Source organism: Nocardia sp. NPDC003345, assembly GCF_053589395.1.
Window position 1 is genome coordinate 1 of sequence record NZ_JBSFRU010000106.1, and the last position, 17,870, is coordinate 17,870.

General features: G+C 70.4%; 17 protein-coding genes. 13 read left to right on the forward strand and 4 right to left on the reverse strand.

Annotated features, from left to right (window positions below; genetic code table 11):
• Nucleotides 1-593: AMP-binding protein (locus tag ACWDU1_RS14405; RefSeq protein WP_449998685.1), on the reverse strand; the 593-nt coding region annotated here is incomplete at its 3' end.
• 685 nt (nucleotides 594-1,278) lie between these two features.
• Between ACWDU1_RS14405 and ACWDU1_RS14410 the strand changes: the two genes are divergently transcribed.
• The 5 genes from ACWDU1_RS14410 (at nucleotide 1,279) to ACWDU1_RS14430 (ending at nucleotide 5,933) form a co-directional block, all read left to right on the forward strand.
• Nucleotides 1,279-1,722, forward strand: coding sequence for a DUF4254 domain-containing protein (locus ACWDU1_RS14410; RefSeq protein WP_449998686.1), 444 nt, complete (start codon nucleotides 1,279-1,281; stop codon nucleotides 1,720-1,722).
• Between the two features lie 304 nt (nucleotides 1,723-2,026).
• Complete coding sequence (locus tag ACWDU1_RS14415) at nucleotides 2,027-2,674, forward strand: GntR family transcriptional regulator (protein WP_449998702.1); 648 nt, start codon at nucleotides 2,027-2,029, stop codon at nucleotides 2,672-2,674.
• A gap of 101 nt (nucleotides 2,675-2,775) precedes the next feature.
• Nucleotides 2,776-3,639, forward strand: coding sequence for a type I methionyl aminopeptidase (map, locus tag ACWDU1_RS14420; RefSeq protein WP_449998688.1), 864 nt, complete (start codon nucleotides 2,776-2,778; stop codon nucleotides 3,637-3,639).
• A complete protein-coding gene (locus ACWDU1_RS14425) occupies nucleotides 3,636-5,258 on the forward strand; it encodes a cobyric acid synthase (protein WP_449998690.1) in 1,623 nt (540 codons plus the stop codon). Before map ends, ACWDU1_RS14425 begins: the two co-directional genes overlap by 4 nt.
• 111 nt (nucleotides 5,259-5,369) lie before the next feature.
• Nucleotides 5,370-5,933 carry an alpha/beta hydrolase gene (locus ACWDU1_RS14430; protein ID WP_449998691.1) on the forward strand — a complete coding sequence of 188 codons (564 nt, stop codon included), beginning with the start codon at nucleotides 5,370-5,372 and terminating at the stop codon, nucleotides 5,931-5,933.
• Between the two features lie 8 nt (nucleotides 5,934-5,941).
• On the opposite strand, the gene ACWDU1_RS14435 is transcribed toward ACWDU1_RS14430, so the two are convergent.
• On the reverse strand, nucleotides 5,942-6,979 hold the full coding sequence (locus tag ACWDU1_RS14435; protein WP_449998692.1) for an alpha/beta hydrolase: 1,038 nt from the start codon (nucleotides 6,977-6,979) through the stop codon (nucleotides 5,942-5,944).
• A gap of 341 nt (nucleotides 6,980-7,320) precedes the next feature.
• Between ACWDU1_RS14435 and mqo the strand changes: the two genes are divergently transcribed.
• The 6 genes from mqo to ACWDU1_RS14465 all read left to right on the forward strand — a co-directional run bounded on the left by mqo (nucleotide 7,321) and on the right by ACWDU1_RS14465 (nucleotide 13,961).
• Nucleotides 7,321-8,781 carry a malate dehydrogenase (quinone) gene (gene mqo, locus ACWDU1_RS14440; RefSeq protein WP_449998693.1) on the forward strand — a complete coding sequence of 487 codons (1,461 nt, stop codon included), beginning with the start codon at nucleotides 7,321-7,323 and terminating at the stop codon, nucleotides 8,779-8,781.
• 120 nt (nucleotides 8,782-8,901) lie between these two features.
• Complete coding sequence (locus ACWDU1_RS14445; protein ID WP_449998694.1) at nucleotides 8,902-9,351, forward strand: GNAT family N-acetyltransferase; 450 nt, start codon at nucleotides 8,902-8,904, stop codon at nucleotides 9,349-9,351.
• Nucleotides 9,352-9,440: 89 nt separating this feature from the next.
• Nucleotides 9,441-11,435, forward strand: a complete 1,995-nt coding sequence (locus ACWDU1_RS14450) for a magnesium chelatase subunit D family protein (RefSeq protein WP_449998704.1) — start codon at nucleotides 9,441-9,443, stop codon at nucleotides 11,433-11,435.
• A 39-nt stretch (nucleotides 11,436-11,474) separates the two neighbouring features.
• Nucleotides 11,475-12,089, forward strand: a complete 615-nt coding sequence (cobO, locus tag ACWDU1_RS14455) for a cob(I)yrinic acid a,c-diamide adenosyltransferase (protein WP_449998695.1) — start codon at nucleotides 11,475-11,477, stop codon at nucleotides 12,087-12,089.
• A 61-nt stretch (nucleotides 12,090-12,150) separates the two neighbouring features.
• On the forward strand, nucleotides 12,151-13,560 hold the full coding sequence (locus ACWDU1_RS14460) for a cobyrinate a,c-diamide synthase (RefSeq protein ID WP_449998696.1): 1,410 nt from the start codon (nucleotides 12,151-12,153) through the stop codon (nucleotides 13,558-13,560).
• Nucleotides 13,557-13,961, forward strand: a complete 405-nt coding sequence (locus ACWDU1_RS14465; protein WP_449998697.1) for a cobalamin biosynthesis protein — start codon at nucleotides 13,557-13,559, stop codon at nucleotides 13,959-13,961. Before ACWDU1_RS14460 ends, ACWDU1_RS14465 begins: the two co-directional genes overlap by 4 nt.
• A gap of 81 nt (nucleotides 13,962-14,042) precedes the next feature.
• On the opposite strand, the gene ACWDU1_RS14470 is transcribed toward ACWDU1_RS14465, so the two are convergent.
• Nucleotides 14,043-15,173, reverse strand: coding sequence for a hypothetical protein (locus ACWDU1_RS14470; RefSeq protein WP_449998699.1), 1,131 nt, complete (start codon nucleotides 15,171-15,173; stop codon nucleotides 14,043-14,045).
• 1 nt (nucleotide 15,174) lies between these two features.
• Nucleotides 15,175-16,305 carry a phosphotransferase family protein gene (locus tag ACWDU1_RS14475; protein WP_449998701.1) on the reverse strand — a complete coding sequence of 377 codons (1,131 nt, stop codon included), beginning with the start codon at nucleotides 16,303-16,305 and terminating at the stop codon, nucleotides 15,175-15,177.
• Nucleotides 16,306-16,612: 307 nt separating this feature from the next.
• Between ACWDU1_RS14475 and ACWDU1_RS14480 the strand changes: the two genes are divergently transcribed.
• Both ACWDU1_RS14480 and ACWDU1_RS14485 read left to right on the forward strand, forming a co-directional pair.
• Nucleotides 16,613-17,242 (forward strand): DUF305 domain-containing protein, encoded by a 630-nt coding sequence (locus tag ACWDU1_RS14480; RefSeq protein ID WP_449998705.1) that lies wholly within the window; start codon nucleotides 16,613-16,615, stop codon nucleotides 17,240-17,242.
• A gap of 39 nt (nucleotides 17,243-17,281) precedes the next feature.
• Nucleotides 17,282-17,692, forward strand: coding sequence for a PPOX class F420-dependent oxidoreductase (locus ACWDU1_RS14485; protein ID WP_449998707.1), 411 nt, complete (start codon nucleotides 17,282-17,284; stop codon nucleotides 17,690-17,692).
• Nucleotides 17,693-17,870: the final 178 nt, after the last annotated feature.

Consider the following 17,870-nt stretch of genomic DNA (forward strand, 5'->3'; position numbering starts at 1 on the left):
TAGAGCACCACGGCCGGATCGTCCTCGTCGACCGCCACGGCCGGGGCCTCGCCCGGATGGTTCCCGATCAGCGCGGGCAGGTCGTCTTCCATGGTGAGTACCGGCACGGGGATTCCGGCCTCGGCCGCGAGTGCCGCGCGCCGGGCATCGGCGACCAGTACCGCGGGTTCGGTGTGGGCGAGTCCGTAGGCGATTTCCGGAGCGGCCCACCAGGCGTTGTAGGCGACGGCGACCGCGCCCAGGCACTGGGCCGCCCAGAAGGTGATCACCCACTCCGGGGTGTTGGCGGCCAGGATGCCGATGCGGTCGCCCCGGCCCACTCCGTACCGGCCGGCCAGGGCCAGGGCCAGGGAGTGCGCGGCGGCCGCGTGTTCGGTGAAGGAGAGACGGGTCCGGTCGGTGACCAGATAGTCGCGCTCACCCCAGGCCCGCGAGGCATCGAGGAGTTCGCGCAGGGAGCGGCGCCGGTGGCGGAATACCGGAAGCGGGGCGCCCAGCACCTCGCCGACCGACATCTCGAACGGCCCGCCCGGGCCGGTGAGCGCGGCGGCCCGTTTCACGGCGGCGGTCCGGGGGTCGGCGTCAGTGCTCATGAATCCACATCCTTGTCGGCATTCCTGCACAGAATCCATACCCCATGACACGGTGGCGGCAGCAGCCGGTCACGCCGGGTGCCGGTGCACGCGCACGCGGTCCGGCACGGAAACGACCGGAGCGTATGCCCATTCGGCAGTTGTGGCAAATATTGGGCAATCGCCATCGGTGGGCCGGCGGTCACCGGGGCCGTGGCCCGGTTCGCAGGACCGAGCGTGCGAAAAGGGTTCGGGTGCAGCCGGGTTCGGCGGCGGCACTCCCGCGGCGCGGGCGCCGGGGTGACTTCCCCGCGCGACCATAGGGTTCGGTATGGTTTCCCCGGTGCGGCGCGGGTTGGTCTCGGCACGGTTTCGATGTGGTCGCGTAAGGCGTCGTCGCGCCGGGTTCGCCGGTGGTGGCGGGTAACGTTCGGCGCGGCGCGGATTCGGACCACCGTCGGGAACGAGCTTGGCGGGTATGCGTTTTCGACGGGGACCGCGCCGTGGTTCCGTGAAAAGGGTCGTTAGGCTTGCGCATGACGCTGTTCGCAACATTGCGTACCGAAGTCTTGTGTTCTTGCATCTGTAAGAGCATGATCCAGCTAGCCTTGTTGTGAACAACGATCCGATGTCCGGGAAAACCGAATCGAGAGCCGATCATGTTGGTGCAGAGTGTGATGGTGCCGGGTGAGTTCGAGGGGCGCCGATGAGCGCGCCCACTCTGGGGAGCCTGCCGACCGCGCCGCAACTGCTGTGCGCATTCCAGGGAAGACGGGTGCAGGAGCGCGTGTTACTGCGTTTCGCGCACGCGCTGGTCGAACTACACAAGCGCCGCGCGCAGGTTCGGGATATGGCCGAGATCGCCGAGATAGACAGTCGCCGAAGCGAACTCGTGGAAGATATCAACGCCTGGATCACCCGGAAGATGCCGCAGCACCGCAACGGCGCCTCGCTGCACACCGAGAGCCTCGGTGCGGTCATCGACCGGATGGCGAACAGCTGGGTCGCGGCCAACCGGGCCATCGAGGACGACGGGGTGCGCAGCGACCGCACCCATCGGCACTGGTATCACCTGGCCGAACTCGTCGACGGATACACCGATTTGATCGCCGAGGTGGCAGGCGGTCGGCGCCGGTTACCGGTGCAGTAAGGGTTCGCGGACCCGGCGGAGTGTTCAGTCCACTGGACGCGGACCCTCCGGCACCCGCCGGGAGCGACCATGGGATGTCGAATGGACCGGACCATAGCGTGACCCGGCGGCGAATGCCTGGTTAACGTGAGGGAGCGGGCCAATGGGAGGTAGTTCTGCCATGGGGCAGCGGGATGGCAGCGGAAGTACCGTATCGACGCGCGACGACTACGGCGCGCTGTCGGCCGTGCTGGCCGAAACCTCGGCGCCGGCCGGGGTACCGGCGCCGTCGAAGGTCTATCGGGTACGCGCCGAGATCGACACCATGCTGGGTGAGCTACGGCCCGGCGACCGGGTTCCCGCGGAACGCGAACTGGCCGGGCGTTTCGGAGTGGCCCGCGAAACCGTCCGCCACGCGCTCCGGGATCTGGCGGTGGAGGGCCGGATACGCCGGCAGGGCCGCGGAACCGTGCTGGCCCGGCCGAAGGTGGTCCGCCCGCTCACGACCGAACCCACCGGCGAGGAGAGCGCGGGGGTGGTGCGCAGCCTGCTGTCCTGGGTGGACGGTCTGGCCGACGCGGAGGTCGCCCGCGATCTCGATCTGCCGCCACAGACCCCGATCATGACGCTGGAACGGCTGCTGCATGCCGACGGGGAGCCGATCGCGCTGGAGCGAACGGATCTGTCCCTCGACCGTTTCGGCTGGCTGCGCGCGGGTTTCGATCCGGCCGGTTCGCTGTCGGCGACCATCGGCGGGTCCGGTGTCGAATACGGCGGTTCGACCGAACGGATCGAGACGGTACTGGCCGCGCCGCGGGAAGCGGGCCTGCTGGGCTGCCGGCCGTCGGTGCCCTTGTTCCGGGTGGTCCGCCGCGGTATCGATACCGAGGGCCGGCCCATCGAACGGGTCGCGGCGCTCTATCGCGGGGACCGGGTCGCCTTCGAGATGAGCACCGCGGGCCGCCGGCGCTGAGCCAGGGGTCCGCCGGTCGCCGGAGGACCTCCACGGTTCCGGCGCCGCGGTCGCCGGGACGTTACCGGCGGCCCGGGGACCGCGCCGACTACTCTGAACCCATGTCCGTGCGTACCCGCCAGCCGCTGCTCCCCGGAACTCCCACCCCGATCCGCGAGGTCCCCCGTGCGATCGAACGGCCGGAGTACGTCTGGAAGAAAACGGCCCAGGAGGGTTCCGAGCCCTGGGTGCAGACCCCCGAGACGATCGAGAAGATGCGGATCGCGGGGAAGATCGCCGCGCAGGCGCTGGCCGAAGCCGGTAAGGCGGTGGCGCCCGGCGTGAGCACCGACGAACTGGACCGGATCGCGCACGAGTACATGTGCGATCACGGCGCCTACCCCTCCACCCTCGGCTACAAGGGGTTCCCGAAATCGTGCTGCACCTCGCTCAACGAGGTGATCTGCCACGGCATTCCGGACAGCACGGTGATCGAGGACGGCGATATCGTCAATATCGATGTCACCGCCTTCATTCACGGGGTGCACGGCGATACCAACGCCACCTTTCTGGCCGGAGAGGTCGACGAAGAGGTGCGGCTGCTGGTGGAACGGACGCGGGAGGCGACCGCCCGGGCCATCAAGGCGGTCCGTCCGGGGCGCGCGCTCAATGTGATCGGCCGGGTGATCGAGTCCTATGCCAACCGCTTCGGCTACGGGGTCGTCCGGGATTTCACCGGCCACGGGGTCGGCCCGACCTTCCACAGTGGTCTGGTGATCCTGCACTACGACCAGCCCGCGGTCGATTCGATCATCGAACCGGGAATGACCTTCACCATCGAGCCGATGATCAACCTGGGCGGGATCGACTACGACATCTGGGACGACGGCTGGACCGTGGTCACCAAGGACCGTAAGTGGACGGCCCAGTTCGAGCACACGCTGGTGGTCACCGACAGCGGGGCCGAGATCCTGACGCTGCCGTGACCCGGCCCGGCGGCGCGCTGCTGATCGCCGGCACGACCTCCGATGCCGGTAAGAGCGTCCTGGTCGCCGGAATCTGCCGCATGCTGGCGAGGCGGGGCGTGCGGGTGGCGCCGTTCAAGGCGCAGAACATGTCCAACAACTCGGTCGTCACCCTGGACGGCGGAGAGATCGGCCGGGCCCAGGCGCTGCAGGCGCAGGCCTGTGGGCTGGAGCCGAGCGTCCGATTCAATCCGGTCCTGCTGAAACCGGGTAGCGACCGGCGGTCGCAACTGGTGGTACGTGGCCGGGTGGTCGACACCGTCGGGGCCGCCGACTATTTCACCCACCGCACCCGGTTGCGCGAGGTGGTGGCGGCCGAACTCGCCGCGCTGCGCGCCGAATTCGATGTGGTGATCTGCGAGGGCGCCGGATCACCGGCCGAGATCAACCTGCGCGCGACGGATCTCGCGAATATGGGCCTGGCCCGGGCCGCCGATCTGCCGGTGCTGGTGGTCGGTGATATCGACCGGGGCGGGGTGCTGGCGCATCTGTTCGGCACCCTCGCTGTCCTCGAGCCCGCGGACCAACGGTTGATCGCGGGGTTCGTGGTCAACAAGTTCCGGGGCGATGTGGAACTGCTGCGGCCGGGTCTGGACCGGCTGGCCGCGCTCACCGGCCGCCCCACCCTCGGCGTCCTGCCCTTCCGTGATGATCTGTGGCTCGACGCCGAGGATTCGCTGGGAACCGTGGCGGGGGCCCAGGTGGGCCGCCCCGCGCCCCCGGTGGGCGGGGAATGGCTCACGGTCGCCGCGGTCCGGTTGCCGCGGATCTCCAATTCGACCGATGTGGAGGCGCTCGCCTGCGAGCCGGGTGTGGCCGTGCGGTGGGTCGACGACCCCTCCGGGCTGGCGGATGCCGATCTGGCCGTGCTGCCCGGCAGCAAGGCGACGGTCGACGATCTGAGCTGGTTGCGGCGCACCGGAATGGCCGAGGCGCTGCTGCGCCGGGCGGCCGCGGGCCGGCCGATCCTCGGGATCTGCGGCGGCTACCAGATGCTCGGGCGCCGGATCGTGGACCCGGTGGAATCCGGGGCCGGGGAAGTCGCCGGGCTGGGGCTGCTGGACCTGGACATCGAATTCGCCGCGCGCAAGACCCTCTGCCGCAGCACCGCCACGGGCGCCGAGGGCGCGGGCGGGACGGCGGATATCGCGGCGGCCGGATACGAAATCCATCACGGCCTGGTGCGCCGTACGGCCGAACGGCCGTGGTTGCGCATCACCGGGCGGGCCGCGCCGGAGCCGGCTGCCGCGGCGCCGTCCGACCGCGCGTCGGCCGGCGGCACGGACGAGGGCAGCGTGCGCGCCGCGATCTGGGGCACCCACCTGCACGGACTGCTGGAATCGGATGAATTCCGCCGCGCCTGGCTCACCGAGGTAGCGCACCGGGCCGGCCGTACGGGGTTCACCGTCGCACCGGCGACCCGGGTGGCCGCGGTCCGCGCCGCCCAGCTCGATCTGCTCGCCGATCTGGTCACCGAGCATCTCGATGTGGCCGGATTGGAACGGTTGCTCGGCGCGGGCGCTCCGGCCGGGCTGCCGGTGGTGACCTCCACCGTCACCGCGTTGTCCGGGGTGCGCTGACGGACCGGCGCGGGCGGTCGATCCCGGGCCGGACCCACCCGGGTCACGATCGCCGGGCGGTTTGCCGGCGGCCGCCCCATGCCCCGGGTCGGCGGTGTAGCGTCAAGCGCCATGGAATCTCGGCGCATCGCGTTCGGTGACCGGGGCTGGACGGTACGGGTGGACGGGCCGGTGACCCAGCACAGTGTGTTGCTGCTACCCGATTCCGGCGATTCGCCGGATGTGTACGACCGGGTGTGCGCACGGCTGCACAGCTCCGATCTGCGGACCATCGTTTTCGAGACCGCGGACGGTCTCGACACCCAGGGCGTATACGCCGTGCTCGACGAACTCGGGGTGTCCTGGGTGAATGTCGCCGGCCGCGGGGCCGGCGCCACCGTGGCCTGGCAGGTCTGCGCGACGGGCTTCGGCCGGTTCGTCAGCCTGGTCGTCGCCGACCGCGGTCATCCGGCGGTACCCGACGGCGCCGGCGCGGTTCTGGAACCGGCCTGTCCGCCGGTGGAGCTGCCCACCACCGTCCTGGTGACCAAGGGGCTGTCCCGGCAGGTGGCCGATACCTCCGGGCGTCATGTGTACGGCGAGTTCCGGGTGGTGGATATCGACGTCGACAATGTCGCCGCCGAGGCCGATCAGGAGTTCGCCACCGAGATCGTGTTGCGTACGAGTATGTGGTGAACGCCGGGCTACACCGGTCGTGCCGGGCCGCTGCCCAGCCAGTCCAGCCAGTTGTCGAGTTCCCGGAACGCCTCCGCGCGGGGACCCTCCGCCGAGAGGAACACATCGTGGCGGGCGCCGTCGATGGGCACGATATTCGTGCGATCGCCCAGACAGCCCGACCAGCGCTGGATCTGCGCGACATCGAGTACCGCGTCGGCGACATCCACGGCGGGACCGTATTCACGCGCGAACCTGGTGAGTTTGGAGCGCAGCAGGAGCGCGGGAACACCGATATCCAGGCCGCGATGCAGGCGCGCCTGGCCCAGCCGGATGGCGCGCAGCCAGCCGACCCGCACCGGGAAACCCTGGCGTGGCTTCCAGTCCAGGTCGTAGTCCCATTCCCCGGCCACGCTCTGATGCAGGCTGTCGCCGTAGGCGCTGGATTTGCCGAGCGGTAGTGCCGACTTGGCCCGGAACCGGCCGACGGTTTTGATGACCTGGGTGCCGACGGTGCGGAAATACGCGGGACCCTGCAGGTCGAACCAGGGGCTGTTCAGGATCAGGCCCCGGATCCCGGCCGCGGCGGTACCGCCCGCGCGCTGCAGGCGGTCCAGCCAGAGCGAGGCGACCAGGCCGCCGGTGGAATGGGCCACGATCAGCACATCCGACCCGGTCTCGGCGCGTATCACGCGCAGCGAACGGTCCAGTTCCGCGTCGTAGAGCGCCAGGTCGCTGATGAAGTGCGGGGTCTGCCCGGGACGCAGGGACCGGCCGCATTTGCGCAGGTCCAGGGCGTAGAAGCGATGTCCGCGGGCGGTCAGGTGCTCGGCCACATGCCGCTGGAAGAAATAGTCGGTGAACCCGTGCAGATAGAGCACCGCGTCACCGGTCTCCCCGGTGTGGTCCGGCAGATGACGGACCAGGGTGGCGACGGCTTCGCCCTCGCCGTCGGGATCGGGCCCGAGTTCCAGCGAGCGGTATTCGTACCCCGCGCCGAGGACATCCGGTTGCCAGTCCCCGGCCTGTTCCGGCGCGCGGGTATCGGCCCGGGATTCGTTCGTCACGTCGTCCAATCTAGGCGACCGGCGGCATACCGGGCGGGCGGGATGTGACCGACGAGACCGCTCCAGCGGAGGAATCTACGTCACAATCGCCGCCCTGGCTGCGGATTCCGCGCGTGTCGAGGTGCACAATTGGCAGTAGTGAACGACGGGTAACCTACATTCGGCCGGGCCCGCGAGGGCTTGTCCGGCCGCCCGTACACAACTGCACACGCGCCCGTGCCCCAGCGGTCCGCATCCGACGCCGGATACGCGACCGCGCACCAGGACAAGGAAGTCGAACACCCGTGCCGAACGCTGCCCAGACTGAAAAGACCGATGTAGTCCTCATCGGTGCCGGCATCATGAGCGCCACTCTCGGCGCGCTGCTGCGTCAGCTGCAGCCGGACTGGTCGATCACGGTGTTCGAGCGGCTGGATGCCGCCGCGGCCGAGAGCAGCGATCCGTGGAACAACGCCGGTACCGGGCATTCGGCACTGTGCGAACTGAACTACAGCCCGCAGAAGCCGGACGGTTCGGTCGATATCGGCAAGGCCGTCGATATCAACGAGCGATTCCAGGTCTCGCGGCAGTTCTGGGCGTACGCGGTGGAGAACGGGATCCTGGGCGATCCGTCCCGCTTCATCAACCCCATTCCGCACGTCAGTTTCGTGCACGGTGCCGACGACGTGGAGTACCTGCGCAAGCGGTACGAGGCGCTGGCGCCCCATCCGCTGTTCCCGGGTATGGAGTACATCGACGATCCCGACGAGTTCTCCCGGCGGCTGCCGCTGATGGCCCGCGGGCGGGACTTCTCCGATCCGATCGCGCTGAACTGGACCGCCGCGGGTACCGATATCGATTTCGGTTCGCTGACCAAGGAGCTGCTCGCCTATATCGGCTACAGCGGCGGTGAGATCGCCTTCGGTCACGAGGTCCGCAACCTGAAGAAGCAGCGTGACGGCAGCTGGAAGGTCACCGTGCGCAACACCCGCACCGGCCGGACCCGCACGCTCGAGAGCAAGTTCGTCTTCGTCGGCGCGGGCGGCGGCGCGCTGCCGCTGCTGCAGAAGGCCGGTATCAAGGAGATCCGCGGGTTCGCCGGGTTCCCGGTCTCGGGTCAGTTCCTGCGCTGTACCAATCCGGAGCTGGTCGGCAAGCACGAGGCCAAGGTGTACGGCAAGGCCGCGGTCGGCGCGCCGCCGATGTCGGTCCCGCATCTGGACACCCGCGTCATCAGGGGCCGGCCCGGACTGCTGTTCGGCCCGTATGCCGGCTGGACCCCGAAGTTCCTCAAGGACGGCAGCAACGCCGACCTGTTCAAATCGATCAAGCCCGGCAATCTGGCGCCGATGCTGGGTGTCGGGGTCACCGAGCTGGGCCTGGTCAAGTACCTGGTCACCGAGCTGATGAAATCGCAGTCCGGCCGGGTGTACACGATGGAGGAGTTCATACCGCGCGCCGAGGGCCGCGACTGGGAGCTCATCACCGCCGGGCAGCGCGTGCAGGTGATCCGCCGCAAGGGCGCGGGCGGGGTGCTGGAGCTGGGCACCGCGGTCATCGCCGCCGAGGACGGGTCCATCGCGGGTCTGCTGGGGGCCTCGCCGGGCGCCTCGACCTGTGTCACCGCCATGCTCGACGTACTCGAGCGGTGTTTCCCGGCCGAGTACGCCGCGTGGACGCCCAAACTGAAGGAAATGGTGCCCTCGCTGGGTGTGAAGCTCTCGGAGAACCAGGGCCTGTTCGCCGAGGTCTGGGACTGGACCGGTAAAACACTGCAGCTCACCGAAACCGGCGCGCACGCCTCGGTCGCGGCCGGCGCCTGACCGATACGCTACGGGCGGCCCGCGGGAACACTCCCGCGGGCCGTTCGCCGTGTTCCGGCCCGTGGGACGGGGTGCGGGAGTTCGCGTGCATCTCGCGCCGAGGTGTGATAGCAAGGCGCGATGATGTCAACGGTTGCACTCCGACGGTCATGGGCGCAGGATCTGGACACCCCGACCCTCTACGAGCTGCTGAAGCTGCGGGTCGAAGTGTTCGTGGTCGAGCAGAAGTGCGCGTACCCGGAGCTGGACGGGCAGGATCTGCTGCCGGAGACCCGGCATCTGTGGCTGGACGACGAGGGCGAGGTGATCGCCACCCTGCGGCTGCTCGAGGAGCACGACGACGGGATCAAATCCTTCCGGATCGGCCGGCTGTGTACCGCGGTGGAGGCCCGGGGACACGGCTACACCACCCGGTTGCTACAGGCCGCGCTGGCGGAGACGGGGTCGCATACGGTGCGCCTGAACGCGCAGACCTACCTGATCGACCTGTACACCAAGCACGGATTCGAGGTCGACGGGGAAGAGTTCGTCGAGGACGGCGTCGCCCACGTGCCGATGCGCCGGGGCTGACCGCGCAGCCCCGGCGGCGGACGACGGGGTAGGGGTCCACGGGATCCCTGCCCGTCACGTCCTAGAGTGGGTCCGTGTCGTCTACCGAAATCGCCCGGACCCCGCATCGCGCGCCCGCATCCGAGAGTGCCGAGGCCGGCTTCCCGTTTTCGGCCGTCGTGGGGCAGGAGCGGCTGCAACTCGCGCTGATCCTGTGCGCGGTGCACCCCGGGATCGGTGGAGTGCTGGTCCGCGGCGAGAAGGGCACCGCGAAATCGACCGTGGTGCGGGCACTGGCCCGGCTGTTGCCGCCGGTGGTCGACGAATCGGGCGCCCGGCCCGCGCGGCTGGTGGAACTGCCGGTCGGCGCCACCGAGGACCGGGTGGTCGGGTCACTGGATCTGGAACGGGTGCTGCGCGACGGTGAACAGGCCTTCCGTCCCGGCCTGCTCGCCGCGGCCCATCACGGTGTCCTGTACGTGGACGAGGTCAACCTGCTGCACGACCATCTGGTGGACGTCCTGCTGGACGCCGCCGCGATGGGACGCGTGCATATCGAACGCGACGGTATCTCGCATTCGCATCCCGCGCGGTTCGTCCTGGTGGGCACGATGAACCCCGAAGAGGGCGAACTGCGGCCCCAGCTGCTGGACCGGTTCGGGCTCACCGTCGATGTGGCCGCCTCTCGCGATGTGGACGTCCGGATGGCGGTGGTACGCCGCCGTCTGGACTACGAGGCCGATCCGGCCGGTTTCGCGGCGGACTACGCGCCCGCCGACGCGGAGATCGCCGAGCAGATCCTCACCGCGCGCGACCTGCTGCCCGGTGTCGGGCTCGACGATGTGGAGCTGCGGCGGATCGCCGCGGTCTGCGCGTCCTTCGATGTGGACGGGATGCGCGGCGACCTGGTGGTGGCCCGCACCGCCACCGCGCACGCCGCCTGGTGCGGCCGCACCGCGGTCACCGCCGAGGACGTCCGGGTCGCCGCCGAACTCGCGCTACCGCACCGCCGCCGTCGCGATCCCTTCGACGAACCGGGGATCACCCAGGAACAGCTCGACGACGCCATGAACGACGCCGCCGACCAAGCCGACGGCGACCGTGCCGAGCCGCCGGAGCCGCCGACCGGCGAGGATCGCGCCGAGGCGGGCCCCGGCGACCGCGACGGTGACGGCCCCGACGACGACCCCGACGGGCCCGGCGGCGGCGCCCCCGAAGCGGGCCAGGACAACGGTGACCCCGGGAAGTCCGGCGGTTCCGGGCAGACCGGCCGGACCTCCACGCCCGCGGCATCGCCGGTGGCGCCGCCGCGCTGGGAGGTCCCCGGTGTCGGTGAGGGCGCGCCGGGGCGGCGTTCCCGTGCGCAGACCCGGCAGGGCCGGGTGGTGAACACGACCGCCGATCCGTCCACCGGTCTGCATCTGCTCGGCACCCTGCGCGCCGCCGCACCGCAGCAGTGGGCCCGCGGCCGCAGTTCCGGGCCGTTGCGGCTGGCCGCGCAGGATCTGCGGGGTGCCTATCGTGAGGGCCGCGAAGGCAATCTGGTCGTGTTCGTGGTGGACACCTCCGGGTCGATGGCCGCCCGGGACCGGCTCGCGGCGGTGACATCGGCGATCGTCACGCTGCTGCGCGACGCCTATCAGCGCCGGGACAAGGTCGCGGTGATCTCGGTGCGCGGCAGCGAGGCCGAACTGGTGTTGCCGCCCACCTCGTCGACCGATATCGCGGTCCGGCGGCTGGCGGGCCTGCGCACGGGCGGGAAGACCCCGCTGGCGGCGGGCCTGAACAAGGCGTACGAGGTGGTGGCGCGCGAGCGCGTCCGCGATCCGCAGCGCCGTCCGATGCTGGTCCTGCTCACCGACGGCCGCGCGACCGGCGGTACCGATCCGGTGCCGCGGGCCCGGGTCGCGGCCGCCCGGGTCGCCGCCGCGGCTGTCACCTCCGTGGTCGTCGACTGCGAGCGCGGCATGATCCGGCTGGGGCTGGCCGGCGAACTGGCGGCGCTACTGCGCGGCCCGGTGGTCCGGCTGGCCGAGCTGACCGGCGCCGCGGTGGCGGATGTGGTCCGCGCCGGCGGCCCCGGGGCGGGCGCGCGGGCGGCCTGATCGAACCCGCACAACGAACGAGAACCGAGGAGAACCCACATGCCCAAAGGGGTGCCGGAGAATGTGCCCGACGACGGGCTCACCACGCGGCAGCGGCGTAATCAGCCGATACTCGCCGTCCACACCGGCCCCGGCAAGGGCAAGTCCACCGCCGCCTTCGGGATGGCGCTGCGGGCCTGGAACCAGGGGTTCGACCTGGCTGTGTTCCAGTTCGTGAAGAGCGCCAAATGGAAAGTGGGGGAGGAGGCCGTATTCCGCGAACTCGGCCGCCTGCACACCGACACCGGGGCCGGAGCCCCCGTGCAATGGCACAAGATGGGCGAGGGCTGGTCGTGGACCCGGAAACAGGGCAGCGACGACGACCACGCGGCGGCCGCCCACAGCGGCTGGCGCGAGATCGCGCGGCGCCTCGAATCCCAGGAGCACCGGTTCTATGTGCTGGACGAATTCACCTATCCGCTGAAGTGGGGGTGGGTGGACGTGGACGAGGTCGTCGAGACCCTGCGCGCCCGGCCCGGTAACCAGCATGTGGTGATCACCGGGCGCGACGCCCCCGCCGCGCTGATCGAGGCCGCCGATCTGGTCACCGAGATGACCAAGGTGCGCCACCCCATGGATGCCGGGCGCAAGGGGCAGCGGGGTATCGAATGGTGAGCCGCCGCGGGCCCGGAGCTTCCCGGCGGCAGTGCCTGTCCGGCCGGCCGGGCATCGCCGGATGACCGCGACCGCTCCCGGCATCGTGCTGGCCGCCCCCGCGTCCGGCAGCGGTAAGACCACCCTCGCGACCGGTCTGATCGGCGCGCTGCGGCGGGCGGGTCACCGGGTCGCGCCGTTCAAGGTGGGGCCGGACTATATCGACCCGGGCTATCACGGACTCGCCGCCGGCCGCCCCGGCCGCAACCTCGATACCGTCCTGGCCGGCCGGGAGCGGGTGGGGCCGCTGTACCGGCACGGCGCCCGCGACTGCGATATCGCGGTGGTCGAAGGGGTGATGGGCCTGTTCGACGGCCGGATCGACGAACACTGCGTGGATCCGGTCGCCGAGGGCTCCACCGCCCAGGTCGCCGGTCTGCTGGGGCTGCCGGTGATCCTGGTGGTCGATGCCCGCGGCCACAGCCAGAGCCTGGCGGCGCTGCTGCACGGCTTCGCGACATTCGACGCCGGGGTGCGGCTCGGCGGGGTCGTCCTCAACCGGGTGGGCAGCCCGCGTCACGAACAGGTGCTGCGGGCGGCCTGCGACCGGGTCGGGCTGCCGGTGCTGGGCGCGCTGCCCAGGCTGGCCGAACTCGAGGTGCCGTCACGGCATCTGGGCCTGATCCCCGCGGTGGAGCACGGTCTCGCGGCGGTCCGCGCGGTCGAGGCCATGACCGATCTGGTGGCCCGGCATATCGATCTCGCGGCGGTCGCGGCCCTGGCCGTCCCGCCGGCCGCGGGGCCGCGGTGGGACGCCGACGCCGAGATCGCCGTCGGCCCCGGCGATCCGGAAGGTGCCCGCCCGGTGGTGGCGATGGCCGGTGGTCCCGCCTTCACCTTCGGGTACGCCGAGCACCGCGAGTTGCTGTGCGCCGCGGGCGCCGAGGTCGCGGTGTTCGATCCACTCGGCGACGGGCTGCCGCCCGGTACCACCGGGCTCGTGCTGCCGGGCGGGTTCCCCGAGGAACACGCGGAAACCCTCGCGGCCAATACCGCCTTGCGTACCGCCGTGGCGGAACAGGCCCGCCGGGGGCTGCCCATTCACGCGGAATGCGCCGGGCTGCTGTATCTGACGAAATCGCTGGACGGCCACCCGATGGCGGGTGTCGTCGACGCGGTCGCCGAATTCGGGCCCCGGCTCACCCTGGGGTACCGCGAGGCGGTCGCGCTGGGCGATTCCGCCTTGTGGCGGACCGGGGAGCGGGTACGCGGCCACGAATTCCACCGGACCCGGCTGGTGCGCGCCGGTGACACCGCGTCCGCGTGGGGCTGGCGCAGCGCCGGGGAGCAGATGCGCGAGGGTGCGCTCGTGCACGGGGTCCACGCGTCGTATCTGCACACCCATCCGGCCGGGAACCCGGTCGCGGTGGGCCGGTTCGTCGCCGCGGCCCGGGCACACCAGCGGACGACCACCGCCGCCCGCGCCGGGTGACCCGCCGGGATCGAAGGACCGGTCCCGGCCCGGAGCCACCGCCCGGTACCCTCGCGGTCGGGCTGGGTCTGCGCCCGGACCTCTCCGCCGACCGGATCCTGGCGGCGCTGGCGGAAGTTCTCCCCGGGCGGCCGATCGCCTGCCTCGCCACCCTGGACCGCCGATCCGGCGAGCCGGGAGTCCGCGGCGCCGCGTCCGCGCTGGGCGTGCCACTGCGCGCCTATACCGCCGAGCAGCTGGGACGGGTGCCGGTGCCGAACCCGTCGGAGCGGGTGGTCGCGGCGGTGGGTATCCCGGGCGTGGCCGAGGCCGCCGCGCTGCTCGCCGGGAGCGGGCCGCTGCTCGTACCCCGGCGGGTGGTGGGGGATGTGGTGGTCGCGGCGACCGCCGCCTCCTACTGACCCCGCCGACAGGTCACGCCGGGGAATTCGCCGCCCGCACCGAAACGACCACGGGCGCGGGTCGGGGTTCGGTCCCGATGCCTACGGCGCGACCGAGAGCAGGTCCGCGAACCCGGTGGGGTCGTGGCGTCCGACGCTGGCGTGCTCGAACAGGCCCCAGCCCTCGGCGTCCCCGCAGCGTGCGTGCGCGATATGGTCGGTGACGCCCCAGGGGATCCGGCCGGCGATCGCCGGATCGGCCAGATCGTAGCTGTTGGCCCAGGTCCAGTCGCGGCCCTTCCACTGCCCGTGCTGCCAATCCGGATCGCCACCGTAACCGCAGCCGATATGCAGCGGGATCCCGGTGACGGTCCGGACATCGATGGTCAGCGGTTTGCCGTCGGGGGTGCGCAGTTCCAGGCTCGCGCTCTCGGGATGGCGGGTGCCGGACCGGTAGTCGATGGTGATCCGGGGCCACCCCAGTTGCTCCACCGATCCGTCCGGGAACACCCGGACGGCGTCGTTGAGGGTGCGGTAACCGTCCGGGTTCTCCTGAATGATCACGATCACCGCGAAATCGTCGAAACGCAATGGGACGTACAGCCACCAGAACCCGCCGGCCCCCTCCGCGGCAGCGCGGCCGGGTGGTTCGGCCTCGCCGACGGGACGGATACCCCAGGATCGATCCCGGGTACCCGTCCAGATCTCCGGATCGACCGCGATATCCTCGCCGCGCAACGCGATCGTGCCCTCCCACGCACCGACCTGGGCGAACCGGGAGGCATCCAGCGTCGGGCGATTCCCGGCCAGCATGACGTGCGCCTGTTCCTGCACCGCGGGGAACGCGCCGGTCCAGGTGATGTCCAGTCCGAGATCCTCGTGCTCGCATACCACCCGCACCCGCCGCAGCGGTTCCACGACCTCGATCCGATACCCGCCCACGGCCATATCCAGGCTCCGGTCGGTGCGGGCGTCGGAGAAGCGCACCGAGGTGATCTCGTCGCCGTGGCGCAGTGCCGCGTACGCGTCGACCACACCGAGATTCGGGTACACCCCGAATCCGGTCACCAGCATGAGCGCGCCGTCGCGGTTGTGCGCGTTGAAATAGCTGCGGTCGTAGAAGTTCCGGTCACTGGACGCCGCCCGGGCGATGGGCAGCGGTGTCTGGTGAATCGGATACTCGTCCAAGGGGCCCGGCGCGGTGGCCGGCGTGTGGGCGGTGGTCTCGCTCATCTCAGTCCCATCCGTAGGTGCCGTCGAGCATGGCTTCCAGGGTGGCGCGGTGCATGATGTAGTCGTCGCGCTCGGCCGGGGCGGTGTCTTCACCCATATGGATCATCCGGCGTTTGATCCGCGCCATGACGATCGCGTGCCGCAGCGCGGCATAGGTGAGGTAGAAGTCCAGGTCCCGGACGGTATGGCCGCTGACCTGCTCGTAGTGCGCCACCACCTCGTCGCGGCGCAGGAAGTCGGGCAGCCCGGGAAAATCGAAACCGGTCGCGATGTCCTGGAAGAAGCGGTGCAGGAAGATCATCCAGGCGAGATCGAGCTCGCGTGGACCCAATGCCGCCATCTCCCAGTCCAATACGGCGATCGGCGTGAATTCGTCGTAGATGATGTTCCCCGGCCGGGCGTCACCCCAGCTCAGTACCTCCGGGCCCGGGTCATCGGGGAAGTTGCGCTCCAGCCAGTCGAAAGCACGCTCGATCAACGGGATCTCGAAACCGTCGTCGGCGAGTGCCCAGGTGTACCAGGCCCGGTCGGCGTCGATATGGCGGCGCAGCGCGGTGCCCGGCCCGTCTAATTCGGGGAAACGCGCCGCCGGATCGGGCAGGGCGTGGATTCGGGCTAGGATATCGAGTGTGCTGCGGGTGAGTTCGGCCCGTTCGGCGGGGGTGGCGTCATAGAGCCACCCGGCGAAGACATAGGGCGGGTTGTCGCCGGGGATACGGCCCTGTACCCGGTCCATCACGAAGAAGGGCGCGCCGCAGGCCGCGCTGCCGGTCTCCAGCCAGCGCAGGCGCGGTACCGGGACATCGGTGGCGGCCGCCACCTCCGTGATCACGCGGTACTGCAGTTCCAGATCGTATTTCTCGAAGACCGGGAAGGCACCTTCCTCCGGGATCATGCGCGCGACGAACGAACCCTCGCCGGGTTCGCCGCCGGCCTCCCAGCGCGCGTCGAACAGCACCGAGGCGCTGGACAGGCCACCGGCGAGTGGTCGCTGCAGGTCGGTGATCACCGGCGGCTCATCGGCCCCCACTCGTTGCCGCAGCCACTCGGCGAGCTGTCCGGCCAGCGTGTCCAGATCACGTTCGCTGGTCGTGAGCTGCATATGCTCGGTGGGGTTCACATCGTCGGGCATCATCGTCCTCCTGACGCCATCCGGCCTCGGCGCGGAGACCGGCCCGCCATCGCCTCGGTGACACGCCATCGGGCCGCCCGCGTGCGGGAACTGTAACGTGTTTCAGTCCGGGTCGGGTCCGATTCGGCGGATCCCCGGCCTGCGAGAACACCGCGTATCACCGCGCGGACGCGCGGCGCCGACCATAATCCCCCGGTAACCGGGGTGATGTGGTGTGCGGGAGGCCGACGATGAAGACGACGCGATATCGGTGCGGCCCGCCCGGGCCCGGCGGACCCGCCTGCTACCGGTGGTCCGGAGAACCCGCGTGACCCGCCTGCGCGGCGGAATAGCCGTCCTGGTGGCGGCCGGGGTGCTGCTGGTGCTGGGCGCGGCGATCCGTCCACTGTTCGTCGACGACCCGACGGCCCCGGACATCCTGTCCGCCACCGAAATCGGTTTCATCCAGGATATGGCCGCCCACCACCACCAGGCACTGGTGATGGTCCAGCGGCTCGACCCCGGCGCCGACCCCGCCGTCCTCGGCCTGGCCCGCCAGATCGAGGACACCCAGCTTTCGGAGATCGGCACCCTGCTGGGCTGGCTACGCCTGGCCGGCGCGCCGCCGACCGGCCCGCAACCCATGGCCTGGATGCCCGAGCGCACCCACGATCACCATGCCGCGCACGATCCCGGGACGCCCGCCATGCCGGGCATGGCGACCCAGGCCGAACTCGATTCGCTCTCGGCGGCGCGCGGCCGCTTCGCCGGCATCCTCTTCCTGCAACTCATGCAGCGCCATCACGAGGGCGGAATCACCATGGCCCGGGTGGCCGACGCGCTACTCACCGGTGGCGTGGTGAAACAAGCGGCACGCGAAATGATCACCGCCCAAACCCAGGAAACCGGGCTGATGGCACTCCTGCTGGCAGAACTGGGCGCGAACCCGCCGGGCTGAGCCGGAATGAACCCGCGACGGTTCGGGTTGCCCGTGACCATGACCGCTATCTCGTTGCCCGACACCGTCAAGAAATACATCGACGACGCCAAGCTGTACGTCACCGTGGCCACCATCGGCCGCGACGGACACCCGCATCTGACCGTCACCTGGATCGACCGCGACGGCGACGAACTGCTCTACTCCACCACCACCGACCGCGTCCAAGGCAAGAACCTGGCCCGCGATCCGCGAATCTCGGTACTGATCATGCCGCCGGACAACCCCTACGTCTACGCGGAGATCCGCGGCACCGCCACCCTCACCCCCGACCCCGACATGCTGATCGGCGACCGGATGTCGATCAAATACACCGGCAAACGCTACGCCGACTTCAACCCGGCAGCAGCCGACGACGGGCCTCGGGTGGCGGTGCGGATCACGCCGGACAAGATCACCGGGAGGCTTTGACCGGGCGTAGTCCTGTGGCCCTTGCTGGTTGGGGAGGTGAGGTTGCACGCCAAGGTGAGGAGGTGACCCCCACCCACCGAGGTGGGAAGGTGACCCTGCCTGCCGAGGTGGGAAGGTGACCTTGCCTGCCGAGGTGGGAAGGTGACCTTGCCTGCCGAGGTGGGAAGGTGACCTTGCC